Source organism: Erythrobacter litoralis (assembly GCF_001719165.1).
Classification (GTDB): Bacteria; Pseudomonadota; Alphaproteobacteria; order Sphingomonadales; family Sphingomonadaceae; genus Erythrobacter; species Erythrobacter litoralis.
Genome location: NZ_CP017057.1, coordinates 1,960,539 through 1,986,560, shown reverse-complemented (window position 1 = coordinate 1,986,560; position 26,022 = coordinate 1,960,539). Strand labels below are relative to the sequence as shown.

The 26,022-nt window shown below is 66.7% G+C and carries 24 protein-coding genes; 12 read left to right on the top strand and 12 right to left on the bottom strand.

The features are described 5' to 3' along the window. The first annotated feature begins 2 nt into the window (after positions 1-2). Complete coding sequence (locus Ga0102493_RS09455; RefSeq protein WP_051697547.1) at positions 3-2,132, top strand: acetate--CoA ligase family protein; 2,130 nt, start codon at positions 3-5, stop codon at positions 2,130-2,132. A gap of 17 nt (positions 2,133-2,149) precedes the next feature. Here the strand turns inward: Ga0102493_RS09455 and Ga0102493_RS09450 are convergent, their stop codons facing one another. Beyond that, positions 2,150-3,184: a sodium:calcium antiporter gene (locus Ga0102493_RS09450; RefSeq protein WP_034900925.1), complete on the bottom strand. Its 1,035-nt coding sequence runs from the start codon at positions 3,182-3,184 to the stop codon at positions 2,150-2,152. A gap of 144 nt (positions 3,185-3,328) precedes the next feature. Between Ga0102493_RS09450 and Ga0102493_RS09445 the strand changes: the two genes are divergently transcribed. Continuing rightward, complete coding sequence (locus Ga0102493_RS09445) at positions 3,329-4,459, top strand: DUF2891 domain-containing protein (protein WP_034900927.1); 1,131 nt, start codon at positions 3,329-3,331, stop codon at positions 4,457-4,459. 31 nt (positions 4,460-4,490) lie between these two features. Here Ga0102493_RS09445 and Ga0102493_RS09440 read toward each other — a convergent pair whose 3' ends face one another. Next, entirely contained in the window at positions 4,491-5,090 is a 600-nt protein-coding gene (locus Ga0102493_RS09440; RefSeq protein WP_034900929.1) for an SDR family oxidoreductase, read from the bottom strand. Positions 5,091-5,298: 208 nt separating this feature from the next. Between Ga0102493_RS09440 and Ga0102493_RS09435 the strand changes: the two genes are divergently transcribed. The 8 genes from Ga0102493_RS09435 to Ga0102493_RS09400 all read left to right on the top strand — a co-directional run bounded on the left by Ga0102493_RS09435 (position 5,299) and on the right by Ga0102493_RS09400 (position 13,744). Beyond that, complete coding sequence (locus tag Ga0102493_RS09435; RefSeq protein ID WP_034900931.1) at positions 5,299-6,060, top strand: SDR family NAD(P)-dependent oxidoreductase; 762 nt, start codon at positions 5,299-5,301, stop codon at positions 6,058-6,060. Between the two features lie 73 nt (positions 6,061-6,133). Next, positions 6,134-6,871, top strand: a complete 738-nt coding sequence (locus tag Ga0102493_RS09430) for an SDR family NAD(P)-dependent oxidoreductase (protein ID WP_034900932.1) — start codon at positions 6,134-6,136, stop codon at positions 6,869-6,871. After that, positions 6,868-7,335 carry a MarR family winged helix-turn-helix transcriptional regulator gene (locus Ga0102493_RS09425; protein WP_051697548.1) on the top strand — a complete coding sequence of 156 codons (468 nt, stop codon included), beginning with the start codon at positions 6,868-6,870 and terminating at the stop codon, positions 7,333-7,335. The genes Ga0102493_RS09430 and Ga0102493_RS09425 overlap by 4 nt, the downstream gene beginning before the upstream one ends. Further along, entirely contained in the window at positions 7,332-8,156 is an 825-nt protein-coding gene (locus tag Ga0102493_RS09420; RefSeq protein WP_034900938.1) for an enoyl-CoA hydratase family protein, read from the top strand. Before Ga0102493_RS09425 ends, Ga0102493_RS09420 begins: the two co-directional genes overlap by 4 nt. A gap of 1 nt (position 8,157) precedes the next feature. Beyond that, positions 8,158-9,393: an acyl-CoA dehydrogenase family protein gene (locus Ga0102493_RS09415; RefSeq protein ID WP_081845519.1), complete on the top strand. Its 1,236-nt coding sequence runs from the start codon at positions 8,158-8,160 to the stop codon at positions 9,391-9,393. Beyond that, complete coding sequence (locus Ga0102493_RS09410; RefSeq protein ID WP_236922195.1) at positions 9,390-9,803, top strand: RidA family protein; 414 nt, start codon at positions 9,390-9,392, stop codon at positions 9,801-9,803. The genes Ga0102493_RS09415 and Ga0102493_RS09410 overlap by 4 nt, the downstream gene beginning before the upstream one ends. Before the next feature lie 120 nt (positions 9,804-9,923). After that, on the top strand, positions 9,924-12,281 hold the full coding sequence (locus tag Ga0102493_RS09405) for an oxidoreductase (protein ID WP_034900940.1): 2,358 nt from the start codon (positions 9,924-9,926) through the stop codon (positions 12,279-12,281). A gap of 5 nt (positions 12,282-12,286) precedes the next feature. Further along, the gene (locus tag Ga0102493_RS09400) at positions 12,287-13,744 is read left to right on the top strand and encodes an oxidoreductase (RefSeq protein WP_034901782.1); all 1,458 of its coding nucleotides are present in this window, start codon (positions 12,287-12,289) and stop codon (positions 13,742-13,744) included. Here the strand turns inward: Ga0102493_RS09400 and Ga0102493_RS09395 are convergent. The 6 genes from Ga0102493_RS09395 to Ga0102493_RS09370 are packed head-to-tail and all read right to left on the bottom strand — an operon-like array spanning position 13,741 to position 20,214. After that, positions 13,741-14,682, bottom strand: coding sequence for a LysR family transcriptional regulator (locus Ga0102493_RS09395; RefSeq protein ID WP_051697549.1), 942 nt, complete (start codon positions 14,680-14,682; stop codon positions 13,741-13,743). The genes Ga0102493_RS09400 and Ga0102493_RS09395 overlap by 4 nt on opposite strands. Before the next feature lie 44 nt (positions 14,683-14,726). Then, positions 14,727-15,635: an alpha/beta hydrolase gene (locus Ga0102493_RS09390; protein ID WP_051697551.1), complete on the bottom strand. Its 909-nt coding sequence runs from the start codon at positions 15,633-15,635 to the stop codon at positions 14,727-14,729. Beyond that, complete coding sequence (locus Ga0102493_RS09385; protein ID WP_051697553.1) at positions 15,625-17,217, bottom strand: class I adenylate-forming enzyme family protein; 1,593 nt, start codon at positions 17,215-17,217, stop codon at positions 15,625-15,627. The genes Ga0102493_RS09390 and Ga0102493_RS09385 overlap by 11 nt, the downstream gene beginning before the upstream one ends. Then, positions 17,214-18,431: a thiolase family protein gene (locus Ga0102493_RS09380; protein WP_034900942.1), complete on the bottom strand. Its 1,218-nt coding sequence runs from the start codon at positions 18,429-18,431 to the stop codon at positions 17,214-17,216. Before Ga0102493_RS09380 ends, Ga0102493_RS09385 begins: the two co-directional genes overlap by 4 nt. Continuing rightward, positions 18,431-18,907 (bottom strand): aromatic-ring-hydroxylating dioxygenase subunit beta, encoded by a 477-nt coding sequence (locus Ga0102493_RS09375; RefSeq protein ID WP_034900945.1) that lies wholly within the window; start codon positions 18,905-18,907, stop codon positions 18,431-18,433. The genes Ga0102493_RS09380 and Ga0102493_RS09375 overlap by 1 nt, the downstream gene beginning before the upstream one ends. Continuing rightward, a complete protein-coding gene (locus Ga0102493_RS09370) occupies positions 18,904-20,214 on the bottom strand; it encodes an aromatic ring-hydroxylating oxygenase subunit alpha (protein ID WP_034901793.1) in 1,311 nt (436 codons plus the stop codon). The genes Ga0102493_RS09375 and Ga0102493_RS09370 overlap by 4 nt, the downstream gene beginning before the upstream one ends. Before the next feature lie 171 nt (positions 20,215-20,385). On the opposite strand from Ga0102493_RS09370, the gene Ga0102493_RS09365 reads away from it, so the two are divergent. Both Ga0102493_RS09365 and Ga0102493_RS09360 read left to right on the top strand, forming a co-directional pair. Next, on the top strand, positions 20,386-21,492 hold the full coding sequence (locus Ga0102493_RS09365; RefSeq protein WP_051697556.1) for an amidohydrolase family protein: 1,107 nt from the start codon (positions 20,386-20,388) through the stop codon (positions 21,490-21,492). Next, positions 21,489-21,839, top strand: a complete 351-nt coding sequence (locus Ga0102493_RS09360; protein ID WP_051697558.1) for an iron-sulfur cluster assembly protein — start codon at positions 21,489-21,491, stop codon at positions 21,837-21,839. The genes Ga0102493_RS09365 and Ga0102493_RS09360 overlap by 4 nt, the downstream gene beginning before the upstream one ends. On the opposite strand, the gene Ga0102493_RS09355 is transcribed toward Ga0102493_RS09360, so the two are convergent. Genes Ga0102493_RS09355 through Ga0102493_RS09340 form a run of 4 tightly spaced genes read right to left on the bottom strand, consistent with a single transcriptional unit; the run spans position 21,826 to position 25,871 of the window. Further along, entirely contained in the window at positions 21,826-22,287 is a 462-nt protein-coding gene (locus Ga0102493_RS09355) for a nuclear transport factor 2 family protein (RefSeq protein WP_051697560.1), read from the bottom strand. The genes Ga0102493_RS09360 and Ga0102493_RS09355 overlap by 14 nt on opposite strands. Then, positions 22,284-22,712: an organic hydroperoxide resistance protein gene (locus Ga0102493_RS09350; RefSeq protein WP_034900947.1), complete on the bottom strand. Its 429-nt coding sequence runs from the start codon at positions 22,710-22,712 to the stop codon at positions 22,284-22,286. The genes Ga0102493_RS09355 and Ga0102493_RS09350 overlap by 4 nt, the downstream gene beginning before the upstream one ends. Beyond that, positions 22,709-23,560, bottom strand: coding sequence for an SDR family oxidoreductase (locus Ga0102493_RS09345; RefSeq protein WP_034900951.1), 852 nt, complete (start codon positions 23,558-23,560; stop codon positions 22,709-22,711). The genes Ga0102493_RS09350 and Ga0102493_RS09345 overlap by 4 nt, the downstream gene beginning before the upstream one ends. A gap of 25 nt (positions 23,561-23,585) precedes the next feature. Beyond that, positions 23,586-25,871, bottom strand: a complete 2,286-nt coding sequence (locus Ga0102493_RS09340; protein WP_161490052.1) for a TonB-dependent receptor — start codon at positions 25,869-25,871, stop codon at positions 23,586-23,588. Positions 25,872-26,022: the final 151 nt, after the last annotated feature.

The window sequence follows — 26,022 nt, the reverse complement described above, 5'->3', positions numbered from 1 at the left end:
GGATGCAGCTTGCGGAGACAGGCCTTGCGCCAATCCAGCTCGACTGGCTTGAACCGCCGCGCGTGGTGCTGGTGGGTGCTTCGCGGCGACCGGGATCGGTCGGCAGAAGCGTTTACGACAATCTCTCCTGCCCGGGGCGCCCCTTCGAGCTGCACACCGTCAATCCGCATCCGCTGGGCGAGCCGGGCGAGGGTCATTTCGCGGGCGTGAGCGACATACCCCAAGGGCCGGGCCTCGCGGTTGTCGCCATCCCGGCGGCCCATGTCGCGGCTGCTCTGCGCGAACTGGGCGCGAAGGGCATCCGGCTAGCCGTGGTGATCTCCGCCGGCCTGGGACGCCAGAGCGAGGCGGGACGCGCGATGCTGGAGGCCGCGCGCCAGGCAGGGATCCGGCTGATCGGGCCGAACTGCCTCGGTCTCATACTGCCGCGTCACGCACTCAATGCGAGCTTCGCGCGCGCCATGCCGAAAGCCGGCGATCTCGTCCTCCTGTCGCAGAGCGGCGCGATCGCCACCGCAATGCTTGAATGGGCGGCCCCGCGCGGAATCGGGTTTTCGGCCGTGGTCTCGGTCGGCGACATGGCGCAGACCGATATAGGCGAGCTTGTTGCCCTGTTCGCGCGCGATCCCGGGACCCGCGCGATCCTGCTCTACATCGAAGGTCTGGCCGACGGGTCGGGGTTCCTCGAAGCGGCTCGTGCAGCGAGCGGATCGAAGCCCGTCATCGCGCTCAAGGCCGGGCGCAGCCGCGAGGCGGGCCGGGCGGCGTTGTCGCACACCGGCGCGCTTGCCGGGTCGTGGGATGTCTATCGCGCCGCCTTTCGCAAGGCAGGCGTGGTCGCGGTCGACACGCTGGACGATATGCTCGGCGCTGCAAGCCTGCTGCATCTCCATCCCGAAGGTTCGGGCGATCGGCTCGCGATCCTCACCAATGGCGGGGGTGCGGGAATACTCGCGGTCGATGCCCTGGCACGCACCGGCGGGCATCTCGCGCAGCTTTCCCCGGGCACGATCGAGGCACTCGATCGCGCCTGCCCCGCCGGCTGGTCGCGCGGCAATCCGATCGACATCATCGGCGATGCCGACGCCGTGCGCTACGAATCGGCGATCCGTGCCGTGCTTGAGGATGAGGGCGTCGATGCGCTGCTGGTGATGAATTGCCCCACCGGCCTGATCGAGCCGGGCGAAGCGGCCCGCGCGAGCGCTGCCGCGACTGCGCGGGCACGCAGGACCGGCCGCGAGATCCCCGTGCTCGCGTGCTGGCTCGGCGATGCCAATCTCGCGGCGTCCGCGCCGGTGCTGCAGGATGCGGGGCTGCCGGTATTTGCAACGCCATCGCAGGCCGTCGCCGGTTTTGCCGCGCTGGTCGAGACGCGCCGGGCAAAGGGCAGGCGCGCGCGCCGGGATCCCGCACCCGCGCTGCCCGACGAGACGGCCGACGCACGCGAGGTTCTCGCCGGGATACGCGCCGATGGTCGCGCGATCCTGAGCGAGATCGAGGCCAAGCGCTTGCTGCAATCCTTCGGCATCCCGGTCGTGCCGACGCATTTCATCGCTTCGCTGGATGAAGCCGAAGCGGCCTGCCGCGCGATCAATGCGCCTTACGCTCTCAAGATCGTCTCGCCCGACATCACCCACAAGTCCGATTTCGGCGGCGTCGTGCTCGGCCTGTCGGACGCGGCGGCGGTGGAGCGCGCAGGCAAGGCGATGCGCGCGCATCTCGCCCGTGCCTTCCCCGAGGCGCGGATCGAGGGTTTTGCGCTGCAGCCGATGATCGCGCGCAAATCCGCCCACGAGCTGTTCATCGGAATCGCGCGCGATCCCGCCTTTGGCCCGGTCGTGATGTTCGGTGCAGGCGGCACCGCGATCGAGGTGGTCGCGGACAAGGCTGCCGGCCTGCCGCCGATCGGGCCGGAGGATGCGCGCGACATGATCGGTGCGACCCGCATAGCGCGCCTGCTCTCGGGCTATCGCCACGTGCCCGCAGCCGATCTTGGGGCGATCGCAGGCGTGATCGAGGGAGTCTCGCGCCTGGCGGTCGCGCTGCCGGAAATTTCCGAGCTCGACATCAATCCGCTGCTTGCCGATGCCGGCGGCGCAATCGCGCTCGATGCGCGGGTCGTGCTCGGCTGAAGGTCCTTGCTGCCCGGTCATCGCGCGAGGGAAAGGAGCAGGGCAAGGCCCCCGCCATAGGCGAGGATCACCGCGATCGAATCCGGCCCCATGCGCAACACCGTGCGGTCGCGCCGCTCGACAAGGCCGATGACGAAGATGCCGGTCAGCATCAGCGGCAGCATTGCGGCGGCTATCTCGGCCTCGCCTGCGCGTTCGATCACCGGATCGCCGCGCGCGACGAGGTCGATCACGATGATGATGGCGAGATTGAATATGTTCGAGCCGAAGATCTCGCCGATCGCCAGTTCGCCATGTCCACGCCTCATCGCCCCCGTCACGGCACTCGCTTCGGGCAGCGAGGTGGCGATGGCGACCAGCAGGAAACCGACGATCCCCGTCGTGAGACCCGTCTCGCGCGCGATCGCCTCACCGCTCCATGCCAGCACGCCGCCTGCAAAGACCACGATCGCAGACAGCATGACAAGCATTGCCAGCGGCGCTCGGGGCGGTTTGACGTCCGGTTCTTTTGCCTCTGCGTGCTTGGCTCCGGGCAAATCGAGAGCCAGCCACATCGGACGGCGCTCGGCTCTTAGCGAGACGAGCAATGCGGCGATCACCGCGATGAAGATCGCCGCCGACCACGCCCCGACAGGCCCGCCCCAGCCGTCGTCGCCCCAGCCGCCATCGCCGATACCGATCGCCGCGCCCACCAGCGCGAACAGGATCATGCCGAGCACGCCCTGGATGACCACGCCGGGCCGCGCGACGAGCGATGTCAGGGGTCTTGCGCCAAGCACCATGTCCGACAGGGCGAGCAGCAGGAGATTGAAGCTCGCACTGCCCAGTATGTTGTTGAAGGCGAGAAGCGGTGCGCCGATCGCGCTCGCGGAAATGCCGGTCGCAAGCTCGGGCAGCGAGGTGATGCCTCCCAGCACCAGCATGCCGGCAAATCCCGGTGCGAGCCCCAGCCGCTCGGCAAGCGCAGCGACATGATGCGGCAGGCGGCTGCCCGCCCACCACACCGCCGCGCCTGCGAGCACGAACAGGACCGGGATCGCCCACTCCGCCATCGCCGCGCAGTGTCGGACGGCGAAGCGCGCCGGCCCATCCGGATATGTCCCGATCCTTACTGCGGCCGGGATGTGCCGCGGCGGTCCGCATCGTCATCTCCCGCCACCACTTGGCGGCAGCGCCGAAAGCCGATACGCAGCCGCATGCGCGCACTGGTATTCGGTTCGATCACTGCCATCCTGCTGGCGGCCTGTTCGCCGGAAAGCGAAGGAACGATGGAAGCACGCGACCTTCCCCTGCCGCGGCCGGACAGCCAGACGGATCGGTTCGCCGTGCTGGCGCTGGAATGCGTTCACCGCGAATATCCGAACAAGATCTCTCACGTGCTCGAGAGCGATGCCGATGCGCGTCCGCCCAGCGCGCTTACGCCCGCATTCTACGGGTGTTTCGACTGGCACAGTTCGGTGCATGGACACTGGCTGCTAACGCGGATCGCCCGCACCGACCCCGAAACGCCCATGCGCGACGCGATCCTCGCAGCGCTCGCCCGCAGCCTGACGGCGGAGAATATCGCCGGTGAGGTCGACTATTACACCAGCGGCAATCGCGCTTCCTTCGAGCGGCCCTATGGTGTTGCCTGGTTCCTCCAACTGGTCGCGGAACTGGACGAGAGCGAGGATCCGCAGATGCGCGAATGGCGCGAAAACCTGCGGCCGCTCGAAGACGGAATCGTGGCCAACATGATGAGCTGGCTTCCCAAGCTTGCCTATCCCATCCGCATCGGGACCCACAATCAGAGCGCGTTCGCGTTTGGCCTCATGCTCGATTACGGCCGGCAGGTCGGCAACGAAGAACTGGAGCAAATGCTCGTAGAAAAGACGCTGGAATTCCACGAAGGCGACCGCGATTGCCCGATCGGCTATGAGCCGTCCGGCGAGGATTTCCTCTCCCCCTGCCTGATGGAGGCGGATCTGATGCGCCGGGTCATGCGGCCCGACCGTTTCGGCGAATGGCTGGGCGGGTTCCTGCCCGGCATCCCGCTGGATGGATCGGCCGACTGGCTTGAGCCGGGCATCGTGCGCGATCCGACCGATGGCAAGCTCGTCCATCTCGACGGCGTCAACCTGTCGCGCGCCTGGGCGATGGAGGGGATCGCATCCGCGCTTCCCCCCGCGGATCCGCGGCGCGCTTCATTGCAGGCTTCGGCCGATCGCCACCGCGAGACGGGCATCGCCTCGATCAGCTCGGAAACCTACGAAGGAAGCCACTGGCTGGGGAGCTTCGCGACCTATCTCGTCACGAAGCGCGGGATTGTCGCCGGGACAGCCAACTGACGAGGTGTCCGGGCCAGCCGGGGGCGCGCGCCTAACCCGCGCTTTCCATCAGGAACACCCTGCCTTCAAGTTCGGGCCCGGTGGCCGCGCGGGCGAGCACGGCGGCGACATCGCCGCGAGCCGCCTTGCCTTGCGGATCGACCTCGTCGCCGAGCCTCACATTGCGGCTTCCGTCATCGTCGGTGAGAGCGACGGGGCGCACGATCGTATAGGCAAGGCCCGAGGCGATCAGGTGTTCGTCGGCATCGTGCTTGGCCTCGAGATAATGGCCGAGTTCGGAATCGGGATCGGGATCGCCGGCACCGATCGAACTGAGCATGACGAAGCGTTTCACGCCCGCCTCCCCGGCGATGTCGACGAGCCGCCGCGCACCGTCGCGATCGACCTTGTCGGTCATCTCGGCGCCGGTATCGCCGCCCGATCCGGCGGCGAAGACGACGACATCCACACCGTCGCATTCATCGCCCTTGAGCGCGGTCAGGTCCGCTTCGCGCCTCGCAACGCCTTCGGGCAGCCCCGAAATGTCGGACGATGCGCGGTGCATCGCGATCGGTTCGTGTTCGGTCTTCGAAAGCTGGCGGGTAAGGCGCAGCCCGGTATCTCCGGTGGCGCCTGCGATAAGGATTTTCATGGTGTCGTGCCTCCTGCTTGATGAAAGTGCCGCGTGTGAAAACGGCTGGTTCACTTGACCAATCGAGGCCGGGCACGATCGTTTCGCCAGCGCGGGGAAGCGTTGCCGGCGCGCGGTGGCTGCCATGCGAGCGTATGGGGCGCAGGCGTCCATGCTGGACTGCGCGTGCGGGTTGGGTCACTCTCCTGTCCTTGAAAGGGGGGGAATCATGGATCTGGAACTTTCAGGCAAGGTCGCGCTGGTGACCGGGGCGAGCCGCGGGATCGGTCTTGCGATCGCGCAAGCGCTCGCGGCGGAGGGCGCGAAGCTGTGCATCGCCGCACGCGGGCAGGACGCGCTCGAAAAGGCGGCCGAAACCGTGGGCGCGGCGGGCGGCGAAGTGCTGGCGGTGCCCGCCGACGTGTCGGATGACGGATCGGTCGCCCGGCTTGTGGAGGCCGCTCGCGAACGCTTCGGACGCATCGACATTCTCGTCAGCAATGCCTCCGCGCTTTCCGTCGGCGGCGGGCGCGAGGATTGGGACAGGAGCCTTTCGGTCGACCTGATGGGCGCGGTCCGGCTGGTCGAGGCGGTTCTGCCGGCCATGCGCGAACGGGGCGAAGGCTCGATCCTCCTGGTATCTTCCGTCTCGGCGATCGAGGCGTCGCCGATGGAGGATTACGGCTACACCTCGGCCAAGGCCGCGCTCAACGCCTATGCCAAGAAGCTCGCCGTGAACGAGGCGAGGAACGGCATCAGGGCGAACGCGCTGCTTCCCGGCTCGGTCGAATTTCCCGGTGGCGGGTGGGAGGCGATGCGCACTCAGAACCCCCCGGTATACGAAATGGTCCGCTCGAGCATCCCCTTCGGCCGCCTCGGAAAGCCCGAAGAGATCGCCGACGCCGCTGCATGGCTGGTCTCCCGGCGCGCCGGCTGGGTCACGGGCGCGGCTCTCGGCGTGGACGGCGGGCAGGGCAAGGGCATCCGCTAGCCGGCCGGCAACGCCCGCTCTTGCTTGGCGAAGGCGGCTTGACTCGAGTTAGTTTAGGCCTAAGGTATTATCCATGAACGCAGCGGGCGAAACAGCGGTGGTGACCGGCGGCGGCTCGGGTATCGGGCTTGCGATTGCCCGCGCGCTCGCCGACGGGGGCTATCGTGTGACGGTGACCGGCCGCGATGAGGAAAAGCTCCGCCGAACGGGCTTTGCGCATGCCGTCATGGATGTCGGCGATCGCGCCTCGGTCGAACGGGCCGCGGCGCAGATCGGGCCTTGCGACATATTCGTGGCCAATGCCGGCGCCGCTCTCACCGCGCCTGCGCTGAAGACCTCGGACGAAGCGTGGAACGCCATGCTGTCGGTCAATCTCACCGGCGTGTTCCTGTGCGCGCGGGCCGTCATTCCGGCCATGGTCGAACGGGGTCGGGGGCGCTTCATAGCGGTCGCCTCGACCGCCTCGGTCAAGGGCTATGCCTACAGCGCGGCCTATTGCGCGGCGAAACACGGGGTGCTCGGTCTGATCCGCTCTCTCGCGATCGAACTGGCCGGGACCGGGGTGACCGCGAATGCGATCTGCCCCGGCTTTACCGATACGCCGCTGGTTGAAGGCGCGATCGACGGGCTCAAGGAGAGGACGGGCCGGGACGAAGCCGAGCTCGTCGCGCAATTCGTGAAAGGCAATCCGATGAAGCGGCTGATCGACCCCGACGAAGTGGCCGATGCGGCGCTCTGGCTGGCGGGCGCGAAGGCGGCTTCGGTCAACGGGCAATCCATCATCGTGGACGGGGGGGAGACGATAGCGTGAGTGGGGATCAGAAACAGGTGCTGCGGCTCTGGATCGAGCTGCTCGGCCGATCGAATGCGATCAAGAAGGATCTCGATGCGCGGCTGCGTTCGGAATTCGGGCAGTCGCTGTCGCGCTTCGACCTTCTTTCGGCTTTGCACCGGGTAGGGCCCGACGGGCTGCGGGCGAGCGAGCTGTCGCAATTCCTGCTGGTCACCGACGGGGCGACTTCGCAGCTCACGCCGCCGCTCATCCGCGAGGGGCTGGTCGAGCGCGAGCCGTGCCCGAATGACAGGCGCTCGGTCCTGTTCCGGCTGACGCCGCAGGGTTCGGCCCTGTTCGAACGCATGGCCGATCGCCACCGCGAATGGGTGTGCGAACGCTTCGAGGGTTTTTCCGAGGACGAGGTGGGCGTGCTGCTGGCGCTCGCCCGCCGAATAGAGGCGCCGCTGTCGCGCCAGGCAAGGGAAAGGGCCGCCGCATGACCACTCGCACCTTCGACCCTGCCACCTATGCGCCCGAACATTTCCTGTGGGAATTCAGCGAGGGCGTCGCGACGATCCGGCTGAACCGGCCCGAGCGCAAGAACCCGCTGACCTTCGAATCCTATGCCGAACTGCGCGACCTCTTTCGCGCTCTCGTTTACGCGGGCGATGTCCACGTCGTCGTCTTCGCCAGCAATGGCGGCAATTTCTGCTCGGGCGGCGACGTGCACGAAATCATCGGACCGCTGGTCGCGATGGAGATGCCGGGCCTGCTCGAATTCACGCGGATGACGGGCGATCTAGTCAAGGCGATGCGCGCCTGCCCGCAGACGATCGTGTCGGCGGTGCAGGGGGTCAGCGCCGGCGCGGGCGCGATCATCACCATGGCTTCCGACCTGCGCTATGCCTCGCCCGAGGCCAAGACCGCGTTCCTGTTCAACCGCGTCGGCCTCGCCGGCTGCGACATGGGCGCCTGCGCGATCCTGCCGCGAATCATCGGGCAGGGCCGGGCGAGCGAATTACTCTTCTTCGGCCGCAGCCTCGGCGCGGAAGAGGGGCTGGCCTGGGGGTATTTCAACGGCGTCTTCCCGGCCGAGGAACTGGACGAGCGGGTGCTGGAACTCGCCCGCAAGCTTGCCTCCGGCCCGACCTTCGCCAACGCGATGACCAAGAACCAGCTCAACCACGAATGGGACATGAGCCTCGAGGCGGCGATCGAGGCCGAAGCGCAGGCGCAGGCGATCTGCATGAAGACCCGCGATTTCGAGCGCGCCTACCGCGCCTTCGTCGACAAGCGCAAGCCGGAGTTCGAGGGGGACTGACATGGCCGACCGGACCTATCTCGACTGGCCCTTTTTCGAGGCCCATCACGCAAGTCTCGCCCGCGAACTCGATGAATGGGCCGCCTGCATTCTGCCTCCCATCGTCGAGGCGGAGGGTGCCGAGGACCGGCTTGACGACACCTGCCGCGCGCTCGTGCGGGCCTTGGGCGAAGGCGGCTGGCTGCGTTATTGCGTCCCGGCATCGCATGGCGGGATGCACGAGGCGCTCGACGTGCGCTCGCTTTCGATCATCCGTGAGACGCTGGCGCGCCATTCCGGCCTCGCCGATTTCGCCTTCGCGATGCAGGGGCTGGGGTCGGGCGCGATCAGCGTGTTCGGCAGCGAGGCGCTGCGCGCCGAATATCTCCCCGCCGTCGCGCGGGGACAGAAGATCGCGGCCTTCGCCCTGTCCGAGGAAGAGGCCGGGTCCGATGCTGCCGCGATGCGTTCGACGCTGCGCGAAGAAGGGGGCGAATTCATTCTCAACGGTGAGAAGCTGTGGATCTCGAATGGCGGGATCGCCGATTTCTACTGTGTCTTCGCGCGCGGAGAGGCGGGCGTCAGCGCGGTCGTGGTCGATGCCGATGCGCCCGGGTTCAGCGTGCCCGAACGGATCGACGTGATCGCCCCGCACCCGCTCGCCCGGATCAGGTTCGACAATGTCCGGCTCTCCCGCGAAAGGCGGATCGGCGAAGAGGGCAAGGGCTTCAAGGTCGCGCTTTCGGTACTCGACATCTTCCGCACCACAGTCGGCGCGGCGGCGCTCGGGCTCGCTCGCCGCGCGCTCGAGGAAGCGGGGACGCGCGTGCTCACCCGCGAGATGTTCGGCGCGACGCTTGCCGACCTGCCGATCGCGCAGGCGAGCCTCGCCGAGATGGCGCTCGACGTCGATGCCGCCGCGCTCCTCGTCTACCGCTCGGCCTGGGTCAAGGACACCCAGGGCCGCCGCGTCACGCGAGAGGCGGCGATGGCGAAGCTCCACGCGACCGAGGCCGCGCAGCAGGTGATCGACAAGGCGGTCCAGCTGTTCGGCGGGCTCGGCGTCACGAAGGGCGTCAAGGTCGAGGAACTCTATCGCGAGATCCGCGCGCTGCGCATCTATGAAGGCGCCTCCGAGGTCCAGAAGATCGTGATCGCCCGACAATTGCTCGAAGGGCTGAAGCGCGAACTGGCCGAGAGGGATGCAGAGGCGGCGAGCGGACCTGCGCCCCTCGTCGCAGCGGGGGGTGTGGCATGACGATGCATCGCGCGCTCCTGCCCGCCGGCTGGCCGCGTCCGAAGGGCTATGCCAACGGCATCGCGGCGGAAGGCCGGATGGTCTTCACCGCCGGAGTGATCGGCTGGACCAAGGACGAGGTCTTCGAAGCCGACGATTTCGCGGGCCAGTTCGATCAGGCGCTCACCAATATCGTCGCGATCCTCGCCGAGGCCGGCGCGGGCCCCGAGCATATCGTGCGCATGACCTGCTACGTCACCGACATCGACGCTTACCGCACGGGCCTCAAGGAGATCGGCGCGGCGTGGCGCGCGCGCTTAGGCAAGGTCTTCCCGACCATGGCCGTGATCGGTGTCAGCGCGCTCGTGGAGGAAAGGGCCAAGGTCGAGATCGAGGTGACCGCGGTCGTCCCGCAGGCCGGAACGGGGTAAGGCGGCAATGATCGAGAATATCGCGCGGCATGATCCCTTAGCCCTAAACTATCTTGCGCCTGCGGGCGGAACCGGGCCGGTTCGCTGCCCTTGGGCCGATTTGCAACGAGGAAGGAAGCCATGAAGATTACCGTGATCGGAGGCGGGCCGGGCGGCCTCTATTTCTCCCTCCTGACCAAGAAGCGCATGCCCGAATGCGAGATCGAGGTGTTCGAGCAGAACCGGGCCGACGACACGTTCGGCTTCGGCGTGGTGTTCTCTGATGAGACGATGGATGAATTCCTCAACGCCGATCCCGAGAGCTACGACCTGCTTCAGGGCCACCTTGCCTACTGGACCGATATCGTGGTCGACCGCGAGGGCGAACGCTCGACCATCGGCGGGAACGGCTTTGCGGGCTGTTCCCGGCAATTGCTGCTCACCTTGCTGCAGGACCGCTGCCGCGCGGTCGGGGTGAAGCTGCACTTCGAAACCACGATCGATCCCGACACGTTCGAAGAGCGTTTCGCGGACAGCGACCTCATCGTCATCGGCAACGGCATCGGATCGCCGATGCGCGACCGCTTTGCCGAGGAATTCGGCGTCACCCGGCAGGACCGACCGAACTATTTCACCTGGATGGGATCGACCAAGCCGCTCGACGCCTTCACCTTCTTCTTCCGCGAGACCGAGCACGGCCATTTCTGCGCCCACTCCTACCAGTACAATGAAGAGCGTTCGACCTGGGTGATCGAAACGACGCCCGAAACCTGGGAAGCGACCGGATTTGCCGAGATGAGCGAGGAGGATAGCGCCCGCTATCTCGAGCGCGTGTTCGCCGACTGTCTCGACAATCACGGGCTCATCACGAACCGTTCGATCTGGCGCAATTTCCCGGTCATCGCCTGCGAGAAATGGTCGCACGGCAAGATGGTGCTGCTGGGCGATGCCAAGGCGACCGCGCACTGGTCGATCGGGTCGGGCACGAAGCTCGCTATGGAATGCGCGATCGCCCTGTCGGACCAGGTCGTCGCCCATCCGGGCGATGTCCCGGCGATCCAGGAAGCCTATGAGAAAGAGCGCCGCACGCCGGTCGAGATTACGCAGCACAGCGCCGCGGTGTCGCTGCGCTGGTTCGAAGACATGGCGATGCACTGGCAAAAGCCGCGCTTCCAGTTCGCCTTTTCGCTGATGAGCCGCGCGAAGTCGGTGACGTGGGACAATGTGGGCCTGCGCGATGCGAAGTTCCTCGAGGATGTCGAACACGAGTTCTACGAGGTCTATGCCGCGCAAACCGGCCGCGATCTCGGCCCGGATCGGCCGACGCCGATGTTCTCGCCGCTCGACCTGCGCGGTCTGACCCTGCCCAACCGCGTCGCGATGGCGCCGATGGCGCAATATTCGTCGGAGGACGGAAGGCTCAACGACTGGCATCACACCCATTACATGGCGCGGGCGCTGGGCGGGACGGGCCTGATCTTCACCGAGATGACCTGCACCTCTCCCAATGCGCGGATCACGCCGGGCTGCACGGGCCTGTGGAATGACGAGCAGGAGGCCGATTTCACTCGTCTCGTCTCGAACATCCACCGCACCCCGGCCAGAATCGCGCTGCAACTGGGCCATGCCGGGCGCAAGGGTTCGACCAACGTGCCTGACAAGGGCATGGACATGCCGCTCGAACACGGGAACTGGCCGATCGTCTCGGCTTCGCCCATCCCTTATATCGAGGGCGTGTCCTCGGTTCCGGGCGAACTCTCGCGCGAACAGATGGACCAGGTGAAGGCCGATTTCGTCGCCGCGACCGAACGCGGCGCGCGGGCCGGTTTCGACATGCTCGAATTGCACTGCGCGCATGGATACCTGCTGGCGAGCTTCCTATCGCCGCTGACGAACGAACGTTCGGACGAATATGGCGGCGATGCACGGGCGCGGGCGCGCTATCCGCTCGAAGTGTTCCGGGCGATGCGCGAAGTCTGGCCCGAGGACCGGCCGATGTCGGTGCGCCTGTCGGCAAGCGACTGGGCGCCGGGTGGCCTCACGCTCGACGATCTCGCGATCATCGCGGGGCTGTTCAAGGATGCGGGCGTCGACATCATCCATTGCTCCAGCGGCGAGACGGTGCGCTGGCAGAAGCCGGTCTTCGGCCGGATGTGGCAGACGCCGTTCGCCGAATTCGTCCGCAACGAGGTCGGCATCCCGACGATCGCGGTGGGCGACATTTCGCTGCCCGAACAGGTCAACACGATCATCGCGGCGGGCCGCGCTGATCTGTGCGCGCTCGCCCGGCCGCATCTCAACGACCCGTTCTGGACCCGCCATGCCGCCGGACATTACGGCGTGCGCAAGGTCGCAGGGCAGCCGCTCGGCTGGCCGGAACAGCTGCGCTCGGGCGAATACCAGCTCTACCGGGAGGCGGAAAAGGCGAACGAGAAGGCGCGCGAACTTGCCCTGAAGGCCCGGCCTGAACGCCGCCACTATCAGCAAAGTGCCGGTTGAAGGCGATGTGGAAGCCGCCCGAGAAGATCGCCTATTCGCCGCGCGGCGGACACTGGCCGAGCGAGCGGGAAGTGCGGCGATCGCGCCTTTTCCAGCCGCTCGAACATGGTCGCCTCTCGCTCGCCCAGCGGACCTGGATCCCCGCGATGGTCCCCTGGCGCGCGACCGAGGAGGGCGAGGTCACGCGCGACGTGATCGACTGGTATCGCCGCTTTGCCCAGGGCCGTCCCGGCGCGATCGTGGTCGAGGCGACCGGGATCCGCGACATACCTTCGGGTCCGCTGCTGCGCGCCAGCCATGACCGCTATATCGAGGGATTGCAGGACATCGTGCGGGCCGTGCGCGAGGCGAGCGGGGGAGAGACGAAGCTTTTCATCCAGCTGATCGACTTTCTGGCGATCAAGCGGCGTCAGCCTGCCGAAAAGTTCATCCGGCGTTTCCTTGCCATCGGAGACCATCACCGCGAGGCGCTCGGCATGACCGAGGCGAGCGAGGATGAGGTTCGCGAAACGCTCGCCGCGATGTCGGAGGAGGAACTCGAGGCGGTCCTCACCACGCGCGAATTCGAAAGCCTGTCGATGGGCTCGCGCGAGCGTGTGACCGATATCCACCTGCCCCATGTCGCCGACCTGCCCGAAACCCTGCCGGGCCTGTTCGCCGATGCCGCGCGCCGGGCGGAGGCGGCGGGCTTCGACGGGGTCGAACTGCACTATGCCCATGCCTACACGATGGCCTCCTTTCTCTCTGCACTCAACACGCGCGACGACGGCTATGGCGGCGATCCCGACGGACGCGTGCGGCTGCCGCTCGAGGTCTTCGACGCGGTGCGCGGCGCGGTCGGCGACAGTTTCACGGTCGGCTGCCGGATGCTGGCCGAGGAATGCATCGAGAGCGGCTCGGGCCTTGGCGACGCGCTGTTCTTTGCCGAGAAGTTCGCGCTTGCCGGCATGGACTTCATCTCGCTGTCGCGCGGGGGCAAGTTCGAGGATGCGAAGCGCCCGAAAGTGGGCGAGGCGGCCTATCCCTATACCGGGCGCAGCGGCTATGAATGCATGCCGCAATATCTATCCGACGCGCGCGGTCCGTTCGGCCGCAATCTCGCGCCCGCACGGGCGATCCGCGAACGCCTGCGCGCCGGCGGGCTCGACACCCCGATCGTCGTCGCGGGCGGGATCCACAATTTCGATCAGGCCGAAAGCGCCCTGTCGGCGGGCGAAGGCGACATCGTCGGGCTGGCGCGGCAGGCGATGGCCGATCCCGACTGGTTCGAAAAGGTGCGCAGCGGCAATGGCTCGAAGGTGCGTCTGTGCGAATACACCAATTACTGCGAAGGGCTCGACCAGAAGCACAAGATGGTCACCTGCAAGCTGTGGGACCGCGAGGCCCTGGACGAGGAGACGCCGCGCACTCCCGACGGCAAGCGGCGCACCGTGGCTCCGCAATGGGGCCGTGATCGCGATTAGGCTCGCGCTTCGGCCGTCCCCATCTCCTGCTCGATCGTCGCGCCGGCTTCGACCAGGCGGTTGATGAAGCGCCGCACCGGCCGCAGCATGATGCCGCGGCGGCGATAGATCACTCCGACATCCACCGGATCCCAGATCGGCCGCTCGATCGCGATGCGTTTGAGATGGGCGTAATTGCCTTCGCCATTCAGCAGCGCCTCGGGCAGGTAGCTGAGATAGTCGCTGCCCTGCAGCATGGTCGACATGAAGTTGGACGATGGCGTCGTGATGACGCAATCGGGCTGTTCGAACCCTTCGGAGCGGAGCACGCGGGCGAGCCGGTCGCGCTCGTTCTCGGTCCCCTCGGGCAGGACCCAGCGATAGCCGGCGATGTCGGCGATGCTCACGCTTTGCGCGTGGGCAAGTGGGTGGGTTTCGCTGGCGACGACCACGATCGTGTCGCGAAGCACCCGTTCGCGGCGGAATTCGTCGTCCTCCTCGGCGCCAGACGGGGCGATCGCGCCGACGATGATATCGACCTCGCCGCGCCTGAGGCAGGCGATGAGTTCGTCGCGCAGGCCCTGGCGGAACGTGACCGCAGAATCCGTGCCCTGCGCCATGAAGGCACGCACCGCCTGCGGGATGAGATATTGCAGGATCGTCGCCCCTGCGCCGACCCGCACGACGCCGCGCCCGGTCCCCTTCATCTGTTCGATCTCGGCCTTGGCGCGGTCGATCTCGGCAGCGATGAGCGATGCGTATTCGAGGAACAATTCGCCGTAATCGGTCGGGACGACGCCATTGGGATGGCGTTCGAGCAGCTTCACCCCGAGCGAATGTTCGAGATTGCGGATGCTCTTGGACAGGGCCGGCTGGGTGACGTGCAGGCGTTCGGCCGCCTGGCCGAAACTCGAACAGCGCACGATTTCGAGGAAATGGCGTATCTGGCGCAGTTCCATGCCGTTCTGACTAGCAGACCCCCCGAAACTGGCAATACGCGCGGTCAGCCGCCGTTTTCGGGCGCCTGCGAGCGGAGGAAGGCCCCGCCCTGCTCGATCGCCCAGCCGCCTTCGTCGACCTGGTGCGCGAAGAGCGGCCAGACATGGACCATGCCGGCCCATTCCTGGAAGACGCATGTCCCGCCCGTCGCCTCGATTGCGCCGCGCGCGCGCGCGGCGTCTTCGAACAGGACCTCGTCCGACCCGACCTGGATCAGTGTCGGGGGGAAGCCTTCAAAGCTGCCGAACAACGGCGATGCCGCGGGATCTGCCGGATCGTGTTCGCCGAGATAGCGCTGCGCGGTCTCGGGCATTCCGGCGGGATCGACGAAGGGATCGCGGGCCGCGCGCGCCGCGATCGATGCGCCCGAATGGGTGAGGTCGAGATAGGGCGAGACCAGCCATGCCGCATGCACCGGGCTGGCTCCCCGCTCCGCCATGCGCCGCTGGATCGCACCAAGCGCGAGATTGGCTCCCGCGCTGTCGCCGCCGATCGCGGTGGTCTCAACCGTGTGACCCTGCGCTTCGAGCCAGTCGAGCGCGGCCAGAGTATCCTCGCCCGGCGCTGGAAAACGATGTTCGGGCGCGAGGCGATAATCGGGCACCAGCACCTGCGCCCCGGCGGCGCGCGACAGGCGGGCGGCCATCGGCTGGTAGCTTTCGGACGAACCGAGGATGAACGCCCCGCCATGCAGCCAGAGCAGCACCCGCTCCTTGCTCGCGTCTTCGACGCCGCACAACAGCGCGCTGCAATGCTCGCTCAGCTGGACCCGCGTGGCGGTGAAATCAGGCGGCAGCGGGACATCGGCCATCTGCGCCTCGAACCCGGCCCGGCGGGCATCGACCGGCGGGGCAGGCGCAGCACGCCGCGCCATCAGCGCCGCGCGGATCGGTGCAACCTGATCAAGCGACATGGCGTGCCTCCCCGTCGGCTGCGGCAGGCGTCTCGAGCGCGGCGCGTTTCAGCGCCTGCTTGTCGATCTTGCCCGCCGCGGTGAGCGGCAGGGACCGAAGCACGCGGTATTCGGAAGGCCGCTTGTAGCGTACGAGGCGTTCGGCAAGCCAGTCGGCGAGGCCCTCTGCGTCCACTTCGCCGTCGTCCGCCGGGGTGACGAAAGCGACGAGGCGTTCGCCGCGATAGCTGTCGGGCACGCCGACACAGGCGGCAGCCGCAACGGCCGGGTGGGCGAGCAGCGCCTCGTCAACCTCACGCGGGAAGACATTGTAGCCCGAAATCAGCACCATGTCCTTCTTGCGATCCGCGATGGTGAGGTGCCCGTCCTCGTCGAGCATGCCGATATCGCCGGTGTGCAGCCAGCCGCCGTGCAGCGTCGCGCGCGTCTCGCTGGCGAGCGAACGGTAGCCGCGCATCACCTGTGGGCCGCGCGCGGCGATCTCTCCCGCTTCGCCCGTCGGTAGGTCGCGCGCGGGATTTTCAGGATCGACGATCCGCACCTCGGTGCCGGGAAGGGCCGGGCCGACGCTGCCGGGTTTCACGTTCATCCCAGGGCCGAAATAGGTCAGGATCGGGCCCGCCTCGCTCTGGCCGTAGCCTTCGTAGATCGGCACGCCCGTCAGCGCGTCCCATTGCGCGAGCGTCTCGATACCGAGCGGCGCCGAGCCCGAATAGGCGCATCTGAGGCTGGCCACCCCTTCGCGGGTGAGCCCGCCAAAACGGATCAGCCCGTTGAATACGGTTGGGCCCGCGGGCAGCCGCGTGATCGCGTGGCCACCGATCGCCTCGACCACCCAGTCCGGGCGATAGCGCGGCAGGATGACGAGCTTGCCCGCGCAATAGGCGGCAAGGTTGACGCACATCGCCGCCGCGAAGCTGTGGAACATCGGCATGAAGCAAAGAATGCGCTCGTCGCCGAAATGCGTCGGCAGGACCGCTTCGCGCTGGGCGACATTCGTGGCGACCGCGCGGTGAGTGAGTTCCACCCCCTTGGGCCGGCCGGTGCTGCCGCCGGTGAACTGGAGCACGGCAAGATCGTCGGGCGAGGGCGAAGGGAGAGGACCGGCCGGCGCCTCCTCCCCGCCGATACCGAGATCCTCGAGGATCGCGGCATCGCCGTCGACCAGCAGGATTTCGGTCGCCTGCGCGAAGAGATGGGCGATGCGCGGATGGATGTCGCAGGCGACGATCGCGCAGGCGGGCGCGGAGTCCTCGATCATGGGGGCGAGTTCGGCGGCGGTGTAATCGGGATTGAGCGTGGCTGCGACCATCCCGGCGCTCTGCGCAGCGAAGATCGCGATGGCGGTGGCGGCCATGTTGGGCAGGATGATCGCGACGGTGTCGCCCGGGCTGCCATGCCGTGACAGGCGCCGCGCGAGCCGGGCGACCGCATCGCCGTACTGCGCATAGGTCAGTTCGCATTCGTCCGAGACGAGCGCGATGTCCCGCGGGCGCTCGCGCACCGCCCGTTCGAGGATTGCGGGAACAGTTTCGGGGACCCAAACCGCCTTGCCGTTTCCATGCGAAAGGATCGTCGTCATCGCTCCGTCACCTCCAGCACAACCGCCATCGCGCTGTCGCCCGCCGCGCAGCCCTGGAACAGCCCGCGCCCGCCGCCGCGCGCGGCAAGCTCCTCGATCAGTTCGATCATCGCGCGAAGACCCGTCGGGCCCTGCGGGTGGCCCCAGACCAGCGAACAGCCGTAATTGTTCATGCGTTCCAGCGGGAAACCGGTCTCGCGCGCGAAGACTATGTCGTTGACGGCAAAGGGATTGTGCGACTTGACCGCGTCGATGTCCCCGATGGAGAGGCCGGCGGCATCGAGCGCGGCGCGGCTTGCGGGGACGGGGGCCTCGGGCATGTAGGCGGGTTCGACCCGGGCCTGGCCGAAGCCGAGGAGCGCGATGTCGTATCGCGCGTCCGGGGCGAGTTCGCGCGCCCGTTCGCGGTCGGCGACGACAAGCCCGGCATTCCCGTCCGCCGGATGGGTCTGGCCGCCATAGGTCACGGTTCCGCCCTCGATCACGGGCCTGAGCGAGCGCAGCTTGTCCTCGTTCGCCGGCTGCACGCCCGCATCGCCCTCGATCTCGCCCATGACCTTGCGAAAGCGCGGATCGGGCGCTTCGAACGGCAGGTCCATGAAGCGGCGGTGAAAGGCGCGGTCTTCGGCGATGGCATCGGCATATTGGTGATAGCGCATCAGCGTAACGTCGTCCTGCTCCTCGCGGGTGACGCCGTGCTTCCTTGCGACATTCTCCGCCGTTTCCACCATCGCCACCCGCGCGAAGGGGTCTCCGGCGAAATTGTCGAGCACCCAGTCCTCCGCGCGTCCCGTGCCGCCGGGTCCGCCGGGGCTGGGATAATAGATATGCGGCCCGTTCGAGACCCGGTCGGCTGCAAGGACCAGCGCTGCGCCCGCCCGCCCGCTCGCGACTTCTTCGGCGGCAAGGGCGAGGCAGCGGGCCGAAGTCGCGCAGGCCTGCATCACGCTCGGCCCGGCGATGTGCGCCGCGCCCATCGTGCCGGTGACGAAGGGCAGGCCGTAAAACGAACCCTTCTGGGGGACGGTAAAGCCCAGCACTCCGAAATCGAGCGCATCGAGCGGGATTTCCCTCCTTGCGAGAGCGCGCTGCGCCGTCCAGGCGGCGAATTCGAGACTGTGCAGTTCGGCAAAGGCGCCCTGCCAGCGCACGAAGGGGGTCGACCAGCCGCTCCCCGGTACGATGTGGGCGATGGGCTCGTTCTTGCCGGCCATCACAGCGGCGCCAGCATCGCGTTGAAGGCGCCCTCGGCATTGACGAGGTCGATCCGCTTGCGGGCGATGCGAAGCTCTCCGCCTTCGCGGCGCAGGCGATGGGTCACCTGCCCGCCGAACAGGCGCAGGTCATCGTCGAAATTGCCGCGATTGCGGTATTCGAGCATGATCTGCGAAGAGGTCGCGAGGATATCCTCCCCGTCCTCTTCCCAGGTCACGCCCGAGACGATGTGCACAGTGCGCGGGGAAGGTTCGGCCCCGAAGGCGCGCGGATTGGCTAGCCGGTGGGTGCGCACCATCAGAACCTGGATGTCGTCGTGAAAATGGCTCGGCCCGGCCTCCGGGCTCGGCTGGTCGAGGCTGACCGGCACCCAGTAACGCGCATCGGGCAGGAACAGGGCGACCCATTCCTCGTAGCGCATCTGGTCAAGGAGGCGCGCCTCGCGCTCGACGAAGAGGCGGATCTCGTCGGTCATGCCTGCCCCATGTAATCGGCCCAGGCGCGGAACTGGTTGCGGATGAAGCCTTCGGAAGTCGCGGGCATCCGGTCGTGGCTGTTGGTCCGCTCACGGTCCTCGTCCATTCCGCGGCTCGTCGGGATCCACTCACGCTCGCCAAAGCCATTGCCGAGCAGGCACCGCTCGTAGATTTCCAGATCGTCCGAGATCACGGGAGAGGCCGCGCTGTTCGCCCCGGTGCAATATTCGATCGCGTTGCGATAGGTCTCCTCCGGCGCGCCGTTCAGGCGGAAGACGAAGCCGATCATCTCGGTCAGGTCGTGCCGCACGGGACGCATGATGCGCAGCGTCTGGTAGCGCGCGTGCCAGAAGCTCGACGGGTAGAGCAGCATGAGGTGGCGATCGACCGAGAGCACCTCCTTCGCCTTTTCCGCGCCGTGATAGTCGATCAGCGATGCCGTGTAGGCGTCCGAGGTGTCAGGCGTGTAGTCCGCCCCCATGTGGCCGCCGATATAGCTGTGCCCGCCTGGCGCCGTCACCATGTCGATATCCTGGAAGAACTGGATCGGCTTGCCGTTAGCCATCATCATGCCGATGGTCGGCACAATGTTTTCCGGCCCGCCGACCTCGTTCGCGACCGCCTTGGCCGATACGACCGAGGCGGCGTGGGCGAAGCCGGGATGGACCGTGTCGTTCAGGTTCTCGAAGGTCATCTTCCAGTTGGCGCGGTAATAGTGGCGCAGCACGTAGGGTCCGCATTCGAGCTCGCCCGTGGGCGAACGATCGACGAGATCGTCGATCGAGGTCTTCATGTGGCCGAGGAAATGCTCGAGCGGAGGCGCGGCATCGCCCATGAGGTTGCCGAACAGGAAGCCGCGATATTCCTCGATCCGGACCTGCTCGATGCCCATTTCCCCCTTGTCGAGCCGCTCGCCATAGCCCTTGTCGTAGGGGACGAAGCGCACCGATCCGTCGGCGTTGAACATCCAGCCGTGATAGGGGCACTGGTGTCCGTGCGGGGCGGACCCCTTGTCGAAGGCGCACAGGGTCGCGCCGCGATGGGTGCAGCGATTGAAGATCGCGCGGACGTCGCCATCCTTGCCCAGCGTCAGGATCACCGCCTGCTTGCCCATGTGCCGCACGACGTAGTCGCCGGCCTCCTTGAACTCGCTGCGATGGCCGAGATAGAGCCAGGCGCGGCCGAAGATGCGCTCCATCTCGAGGTCGAAGATCGCCGGGTCGGTGTAGACCGAACGGTGCACCGCATCCTCGCGCACGAGGTCGGCGGGCGAAAGCCGGTCGGGTTCACGCAGCTGAGTTGCCATCGTTTTCTCCAGTTTGATGCAGTCAAACACGAAGCGGGCCGGCGCGATAATCGCCCAGAGGCAAGAGTTCATGAAAGTTGGTTATGAGAACCGGACCGAAACGCCCTGTGCTTCGCGCGGTGGAACTGTAGGTTCCGGGCGAACTTGCAGACCAAGGGGAGAACACCGCCCATGCCAGCCACTCTAGAGGGCCTCGAGCTGATCCCGGACGACGTGTTCGTGATCGACGCAGTGGTCCACGCGCTCAACCTGTCGCCCGACAATGTCGCGTCGAAATACGGCGAGCAGCTGCACCTCATGTCATACGGGCTCCACACCGCGATGAGCCCGCCCGACCGGATCTGCCGGCAGGACGTCTACATGGTCGACATGGACCCGCACGTCCTTGCCCGCACCATGCTGGAGGAAAGCCGCACCGACCTGTTCGGGACGCATACCCTGCGGCTCGACACCTGGTTCAAGGACGGTTTCGCAGCGGAATGGAAGACGCTGGAGCTGTGCCGCTCCTATCCCGAACGCTGCCTCGGCTATATCGGGCTCGACCCGACGCAGGATAAGGCGCAGGTGCTCGATGATCTCGACCGCCAGCACGAGGACCTGCCGAGCGCAATCGGGGTCAAGCTCTACCCGCACCAGATGGACCCCTATCGCCGCTGGCTCGCCAATGACGATACGGTCCTTGCCCTCATCGAACGCGCGCAGGAGCGCGGGCTCAGGACAATCGCGATCCACAAGGCCCTGCCCAATGGCTCGGTCCCGCTCGCGCCCTACCGGATCGGCGAGGATTTCGAGCAGGCCGCCGACAGTTTCCCGGGCATGAACTTCGAGATCATCCATTCGGGCATGGCCTTCGTCGAGGAGACGGCGATGGCGATCGGGCGGTTTCCCAATGTCTACGCCAATCTGGAAACGACGACCGCGCTGCTATGGCAGGCGCCCGGCCGGTTCGAGGCGGCGCTGGCGCTGATGATGCAATGGGGCGGGATCGAGAAACTGCTGTGGTCGACGGGCTGCACCGTGATCCATCCTCAGCACGTGCTGGAGCTGTTCTGGAATTTCCGTTTCAGCGAGGAGGTCATGAGCCGCCATGGCATCCCGCAATTGGACGACACGATGAAGCGCATGATCCTGGGTGGCAATTACGCGCGCGCCATGGGGCTCGACATCGCCGCCTATCGTGCGGCCCAAGCGAAAGACGCCTTCGCAGGCAAACGCGCGGAGGGCATCAAGCCCGCCTGGTCGATCTGGCAGGGAGAAGCTCAAGGAGTGGCAGCGTGACGCTCGACGACAGGATCAGGATCGAACTCGACCGGGTAAAGGACCCGTGCAGCGTCGCCTCGGGCCGCCCGACGGGGTTGGTCGAGATGGGGCTGGTGCTGGGCTGGGAAATCGAGGACCGCACGCTCCGCGTCACGTTCTGCGTGACCTTCCCCGGATGCACCATGGCGCCGCACTTCATCGAGGCGGCGCGGGAGGCGCTCGAGCAATTCGACGAATTCGACCGGGTGGAAACGCGGGTCGACACCGATCACATCTGGCGCCGACCCGCCGGGCTCAGGACGGTCGAAATGGAGGGCGAGCCCCAGGCGTGGCGCAAGCGCGCGGCAGGCGTCAGTCAGCGCTGAAGAAGGCGTCCCACTTTTCGGGTTCGAGGCACAGGTGCCAGCATTCCTTGAGCTGGCCGTCCTCGACCCGCCACGTCATCGCCTCCTTCGTATGGAGTTCCCGGTCGCCCTTGCGCGCATGGACCTCGGCGATCAGCGTGACGTGATCATCGCTGCCGTAATAGTCGAGCGGATGCGCCCAATAGGCATCGACCGCCTCCTGCAGCATCCCGAAATTGCGCATGATCTCGGCATGACCCTTGTATGACCCGGCGAGCGCGTTATCGCCCGGCATGTGCCACACCGCGTCCTCGGCGATATGCGCGAAAAGACCGTCGAGATCGCCGTTCTGGAACGCCTTGTGCGCGGCGTAGAGCATGTGGGCGTTGGGGTGGTCCTTGTCGGTCAGCGGCCGCATCGGCGGCGCGTCGTGTTCCGCGGCAAGCGCGGATGCGTAACCAGTGCTCATGCCTTTCCTCCCGTGACGTTGAGTTCGACTTCGATATTGCCCCTGGTCGCGTTCGAATAGGGACAGACCTGGTGCGTCTTTTCGGCGAGCGCCTCGGCCTCGGCCTGCGAGAGCGCGGGAACGTCGATGTCGAGCACCACGCCGAGCTTGAAGCCGGGCCCTGCATCGTTCTCGCCGATCGAGACATGGCCGGTCACGCTCGACCCCGAAACGTCGGTCTTGTCCTGCCCCGCAACGAATTGCAGCGCCCCGTGAAAGCAGGCGGAATAGCCGGCGGCGAAGAGCTGTTCGGGGTTCGCCCCGCCGCCGGGACCGCCCATTTCGGGCGGCATGGCAAGGTCGAAGCTGACGATGCCGTCGTTCGTCTCGACATGGCCGGCGCGCCCGCCGGTGGCGGTGGCATGGGCGGTGTACATTGCTTTCATGGGGTGGTCTCCTCGAGTGTGCGGTGAACGAATGCGCGGTGGGTCGTGAGCGGCGCGCCGACGACGTTCTCGCTCGCGGCGAGATCGTCGGGGGTGGCGGGGCAGCCCATTTCCTGCGTGACCTTCATCATGATCGCCATGTCCTCAGCCATCCAGTCGGTCATGCCGGGTATCACGCCGCGCATCTGCCCGACGAAGGGTTCGACATCATCGCCGCCATAGGCGACCTCGCGGCCGAGCGCGGCGCCCCAGTCGGCGGCGATCGCGGGGCCGGTGAGGCGTTCGGGCCCGCACACTGGCACGGCGCGGCCCGCCCAGTCGGGCAGGGTCAGCGCGCGCGCCGCCGCGCGGGCGATGTCGGCGGCATCGACGCTCCACACGCCCGTCGTCCCGACCGGCAGCGGGTAGATTCCGGCCCCGGTCATCGCCGGCAGCGCCATGAGGTCGTTCTGGAAGAAGAAATTGGCCTCGAGCACGCAATCGCTCGCCCGGTCGAACACGGCCTGCTTGATCGGCACCTTGGTCTCGAAATGGGGGATCGCGCGCATCGCCTCGAGATTGTGGATGCCGAGATAGACGATCCGGCCAACGCCCGCATCGCGCAGCGCCTTGACCGCGGCAAGGCCGATCTCGGTTTCCTCCGGCCCGAGCGGGGTGATCAGGAAAGCGGCGTCGAACCCTTCGAAATCGTGCGTCCGATCCCCGATCGTGCCGAGATCGAGCGCAAGCCCGCCCGGGCCCGGGCCCGGGTTACGGGCGGCGGGCACTGCCTCGTGCCCGCTCTCACGCAGCCGCGCCACGGTCCGCCCGCCGACATTCCCGGTTCCGCCGATGACGAGGATCCGCATGGTGTCCAACCTCTCCAGAAGCGCTCTAGAAGCGAATTCCCGCGCTCACGCCGAATTCGCGCGGCCGCCCAAGGTAATTATAGGCAACGCCCTGCGACGCGAGCGCGTTCTGGCCGAAAGTGAAATATTCGACATCGAACAGGTTGAGCCCGAAGGCTGCGAGCGTGAAGGTCTCAGACGGATCGACCCAGGTGATCCGCCCGTTGAGCAGACCATAGCCCTCCTGCTCCTCGAACGGCAGGTTGAAGGCAGTGAAGAAGACCTCCGACTGGTAACGGAAATCGACTCTCGGCGTGAGCGTGCCCCCGGCAAGATAGATGTCGTACTGCGCCGCCGCCGAGATGGTCCATTCCGGGCTGAAGGGCAGGCGGTTGCCGTTGATCGGACCGACCGTGACGGGCACGTCCTCGAATTCGCTGTCGGTGTAGCCGACCGCGAAATCGAACCTGAGGCCGGTGGTCGGAACGATCGCGATTTCGGTCTCGAAACCCTTGAGCGTCGCATCGCCCGCATTCGCGACCCGGAATTGCACCGCCGGATCGGCGATGGTCTGCTGGATGTCGCGGTACTGCGAATGGAACAGCGTGAGGTTGAAGCGCAGTGCCCTATCGAGCAGGTCCGATTTCAGGCCCACCTCGAAGGTTTCGTTGGTGTCGGGTTCATAGGTCGGGATGGTCGCCTGCGGGGCGATCAGGCGTCCGTTGAAGCCACCGGCGCGGAAGCCTTCGGAATAGGACGCGTAGAACAAAAGATCGGGGTTGGGTTCATATTCGACGCCGATCTTGGGCGTGAACTTCTCGAAGCTCGCGCTGCCCGGCAGGTCGGTGACGATCGGCAGCACGATCGCCTCGCCGATCAGCTCGGGCGGGAGGCCGAAGCCGAACACGGCGCCCGGCCCGACCAGCTGCGGGCGGAAATCGAAGAACTGGTTCGAAATAATGTCCTTTTCATCCCAGGTGTAACGCCCGCCCAGCGTGACCGAGAGGCTGTCGGTCAGCGAAAGCCGCCCCTGTCCGAACACGGCGAAGCTTTCGGTCTGCTGGTCGTTGCCCTGCGTCCAGGTGTTGCACGCCTGGAACGGCTGGGCGGCCGGGCTGCTGATCGGCGCGAAGCACAGGTCGAGCACCTGGGCTGCGTCCTCGCTGAAGTAATAGCCGCCGACAAGGTATTCGAGCGCATCGCCGAAGGCGGTGCCGGTCAGTTGCAGCTCCTGGCTGAACTGGTCCTGCTCGGTCGACACCAGCTGATCGTAAAGCTGGAAGCGCGTGCTGTCGGGGTCGGAGGTCGAGAACCCGTCGAGTACGCGGTAGGAGGTGATCGACTTCAGCTCGGCTGCGCCAAGGTCAACCGTGACGGTGCCGGAGAAGCCATAGACCTCGTTCCTCGCCTCGGGACTGTTCGAGGCGAAGATGTCGTAGAAATTGTCCGGGTCCTGCACGTCGTTCAGCGCCGCCGGCGGGAAGAACGGCAGGGGCAGGATCGAGCGCAGGACCGAAGGCGCCGGGTTCGACTTGTCGAGCGAATAATCGGCCGACAAATCGACGGTCACGTCGGGTCCGAATTCGAACCGCAGCTGCGCGCGCGCGCCATAGCGGTCGATCCGGCCGAAATCCTCGCCGGTGACGACATTGTCGGCGAACCCGTCCTGCTGCCGGTAGAAGCCGTAGACGCGCGCTGCGGCGGTGTCGCCGATCGGCAGGTTGAGGCTCGCATCGAGATCGATACGGTCGCGGCTGCCATAGGTCGCCTGCGCATCGCCCGAAACGACGCCGAGTTCGGGTCGCTTGGTCACCACGCTCACCGCGCCGCCCAGCGTGTTGCGCCCGAACAGCGTGCCCTGCGGCCCGCGCAGCACCTCTACCCGTTCGACGTCGCCCGCATCGAGCATCGCGCCGACCGTCCGGCCGAGATAGACGCCGTCGACATACAGCCCGACACCGGGGTCATTGGTGACGATGAAATCGAACTGGCCGACGCCGCGGATAAAGAAATTTGCGTCCGCCGAACCCTGTGGCCCGGTGGTGGAGGTGAGGTTCGGGACCGTCGCGGCCAGATCGTTGATAACGACCGCGCCCGTCGCCTTGAGCGTTTCGCCGCTCACCGCCGTGACCGAGATCGGAGTGTCCTGGATCGAACGGCTGGTGCGTTCGGCGGTGACCATGATCGTGCCCACGCCCCCGGATTCGGGGTTTTCCTGCGGCATCTCCTGTGCATCTCCCGAAGCCCGGTCGGGGTCCTGCGCGAAGGCCGGCATCGCGGTCGATGCCAGCAATATGGATGCCGCGAACTGCACGGGCCCTGGCTTGGTCATGTTCATTACTCCCCTTTGCGTCGCAGGCGAGGCTGGGTGCGGGCTTGGCTGATGCCGGCCGTGCCGCCGCCTTTCGAGTTACGGAAGGTTTCCAGCGCCGGGGGCCAGCGAACAATGACTTCTGGTACTCGAACGATAACCTTGGGTATTG

Coding starts and splice junctions, on each gene's coding strand:
- Ga0102493_RS09410 (WP_236922195.1), top strand. CDS start 9,390: ATGACGATGCATCGCGCGCTCCTGCCCGCCGGCTGGCCGCGTCCGAAG.
- Ga0102493_RS09355 (WP_051697560.1), bottom strand. CDS start 22,287: ATGAGCACTGGTTACGCATCCGCGCTTGCCGCGGAACACGACGCGCCG.
- Ga0102493_RS09370 (WP_034901793.1), bottom strand. CDS start 20,214: ATGGCAACTCAGCTGCGTGAACCCGACCGGCTTTCGCCCGCCGACCTC.
- Ga0102493_RS09420 (WP_034900938.1), top strand. CDS start 7,332: ATGACCACTCGCACCTTCGACCCTGCCACCTATGCGCCCGAACATTTC.
- Ga0102493_RS09435 (WP_034900931.1), top strand. CDS start 5,299: ATGGATCTGGAACTTTCAGGCAAGGTCGCGCTGGTGACCGGGGCGAGC.
- Ga0102493_RS09455 (WP_051697547.1), top strand. CDS start 3: ATGCAGCTTGCGGAGACAGGCCTTGCGCCAATCCAGCTCGACTGGCTT.
- Ga0102493_RS09350 (WP_034900947.1), bottom strand. CDS start 22,712: ATGAAAGCAATGTACACCGCCCATGCCACCGCCACCGGCGGGCGCGCC.
- Ga0102493_RS09430 (WP_034900932.1), top strand. CDS start 6,134: ATGAACGCAGCGGGCGAAACAGCGGTGGTGACCGGCGGCGGCTCGGGT.
- Ga0102493_RS09415 (WP_081845519.1), top strand. CDS start 8,158: ATGGCCGACCGGACCTATCTCGACTGGCCCTTTTTCGAGGCCCATCAC.
- Ga0102493_RS09400 (WP_034901782.1), top strand. CDS start 12,287: ATGTGGAAGCCGCCCGAGAAGATCGCCTATTCGCCGCGCGGCGGACAC.
- Ga0102493_RS09380 (WP_034900942.1), bottom strand. CDS start 18,431: ATGGCCGGCAAGAACGAGCCCATCGCCCACATCGTACCGGGGAGCGGC.
- Ga0102493_RS09375 (WP_034900945.1), bottom strand. CDS start 18,907: ATGACCGACGAGATCCGCCTCTTCGTCGAGCGCGAGGCGCGCCTCCTT.
- Ga0102493_RS09390 (WP_051697551.1), bottom strand. CDS start 15,635: ATGTCGCTTGATCAGGTTGCACCGATCCGCGCGGCGCTGATGGCGCGG.
- Ga0102493_RS09445 (WP_034900927.1), top strand. CDS start 3,329: ATGCGCGCACTGGTATTCGGTTCGATCACTGCCATCCTGCTGGCGGCC.
- Ga0102493_RS09395 (WP_051697549.1), bottom strand. CDS start 14,682: ATGGAACTGCGCCAGATACGCCATTTCCTCGAAATCGTGCGCTGTTCG.
- Ga0102493_RS09345 (WP_034900951.1), bottom strand. CDS start 23,560: ATGCGGATCCTCGTCATCGGCGGAACCGGGAATGTCGGCGGGCGGACC.
- Ga0102493_RS09340 (WP_161490052.1), bottom strand. CDS start 25,871: ATGACCAAGCCAGGGCCCGTGCAGTTCGCGGCATCCATATTGCTGGCA.
- Ga0102493_RS09405 (WP_034900940.1), top strand. CDS start 9,924: ATGAAGATTACCGTGATCGGAGGCGGGCCGGGCGGCCTCTATTTCTCC.
- Ga0102493_RS09365 (WP_051697556.1), top strand. CDS start 20,386: ATGCCAGCCACTCTAGAGGGCCTCGAGCTGATCCCGGACGACGTGTTC.
- Ga0102493_RS09440 (WP_034900929.1), bottom strand. CDS start 5,090: ATGAAAATCCTTATCGCAGGCGCCACCGGAGATACCGGGCTGCGCCTT.
- Ga0102493_RS09385 (WP_051697553.1), bottom strand. CDS start 17,217: ATGACGACGATCCTTTCGCATGGAAACGGCAAGGCGGTTTGGGTCCCC.
- Ga0102493_RS09450 (WP_034900925.1), bottom strand. CDS start 3,184: ATGGCGGAGTGGGCGATCCCGGTCCTGTTCGTGCTCGCAGGCGCGGCG.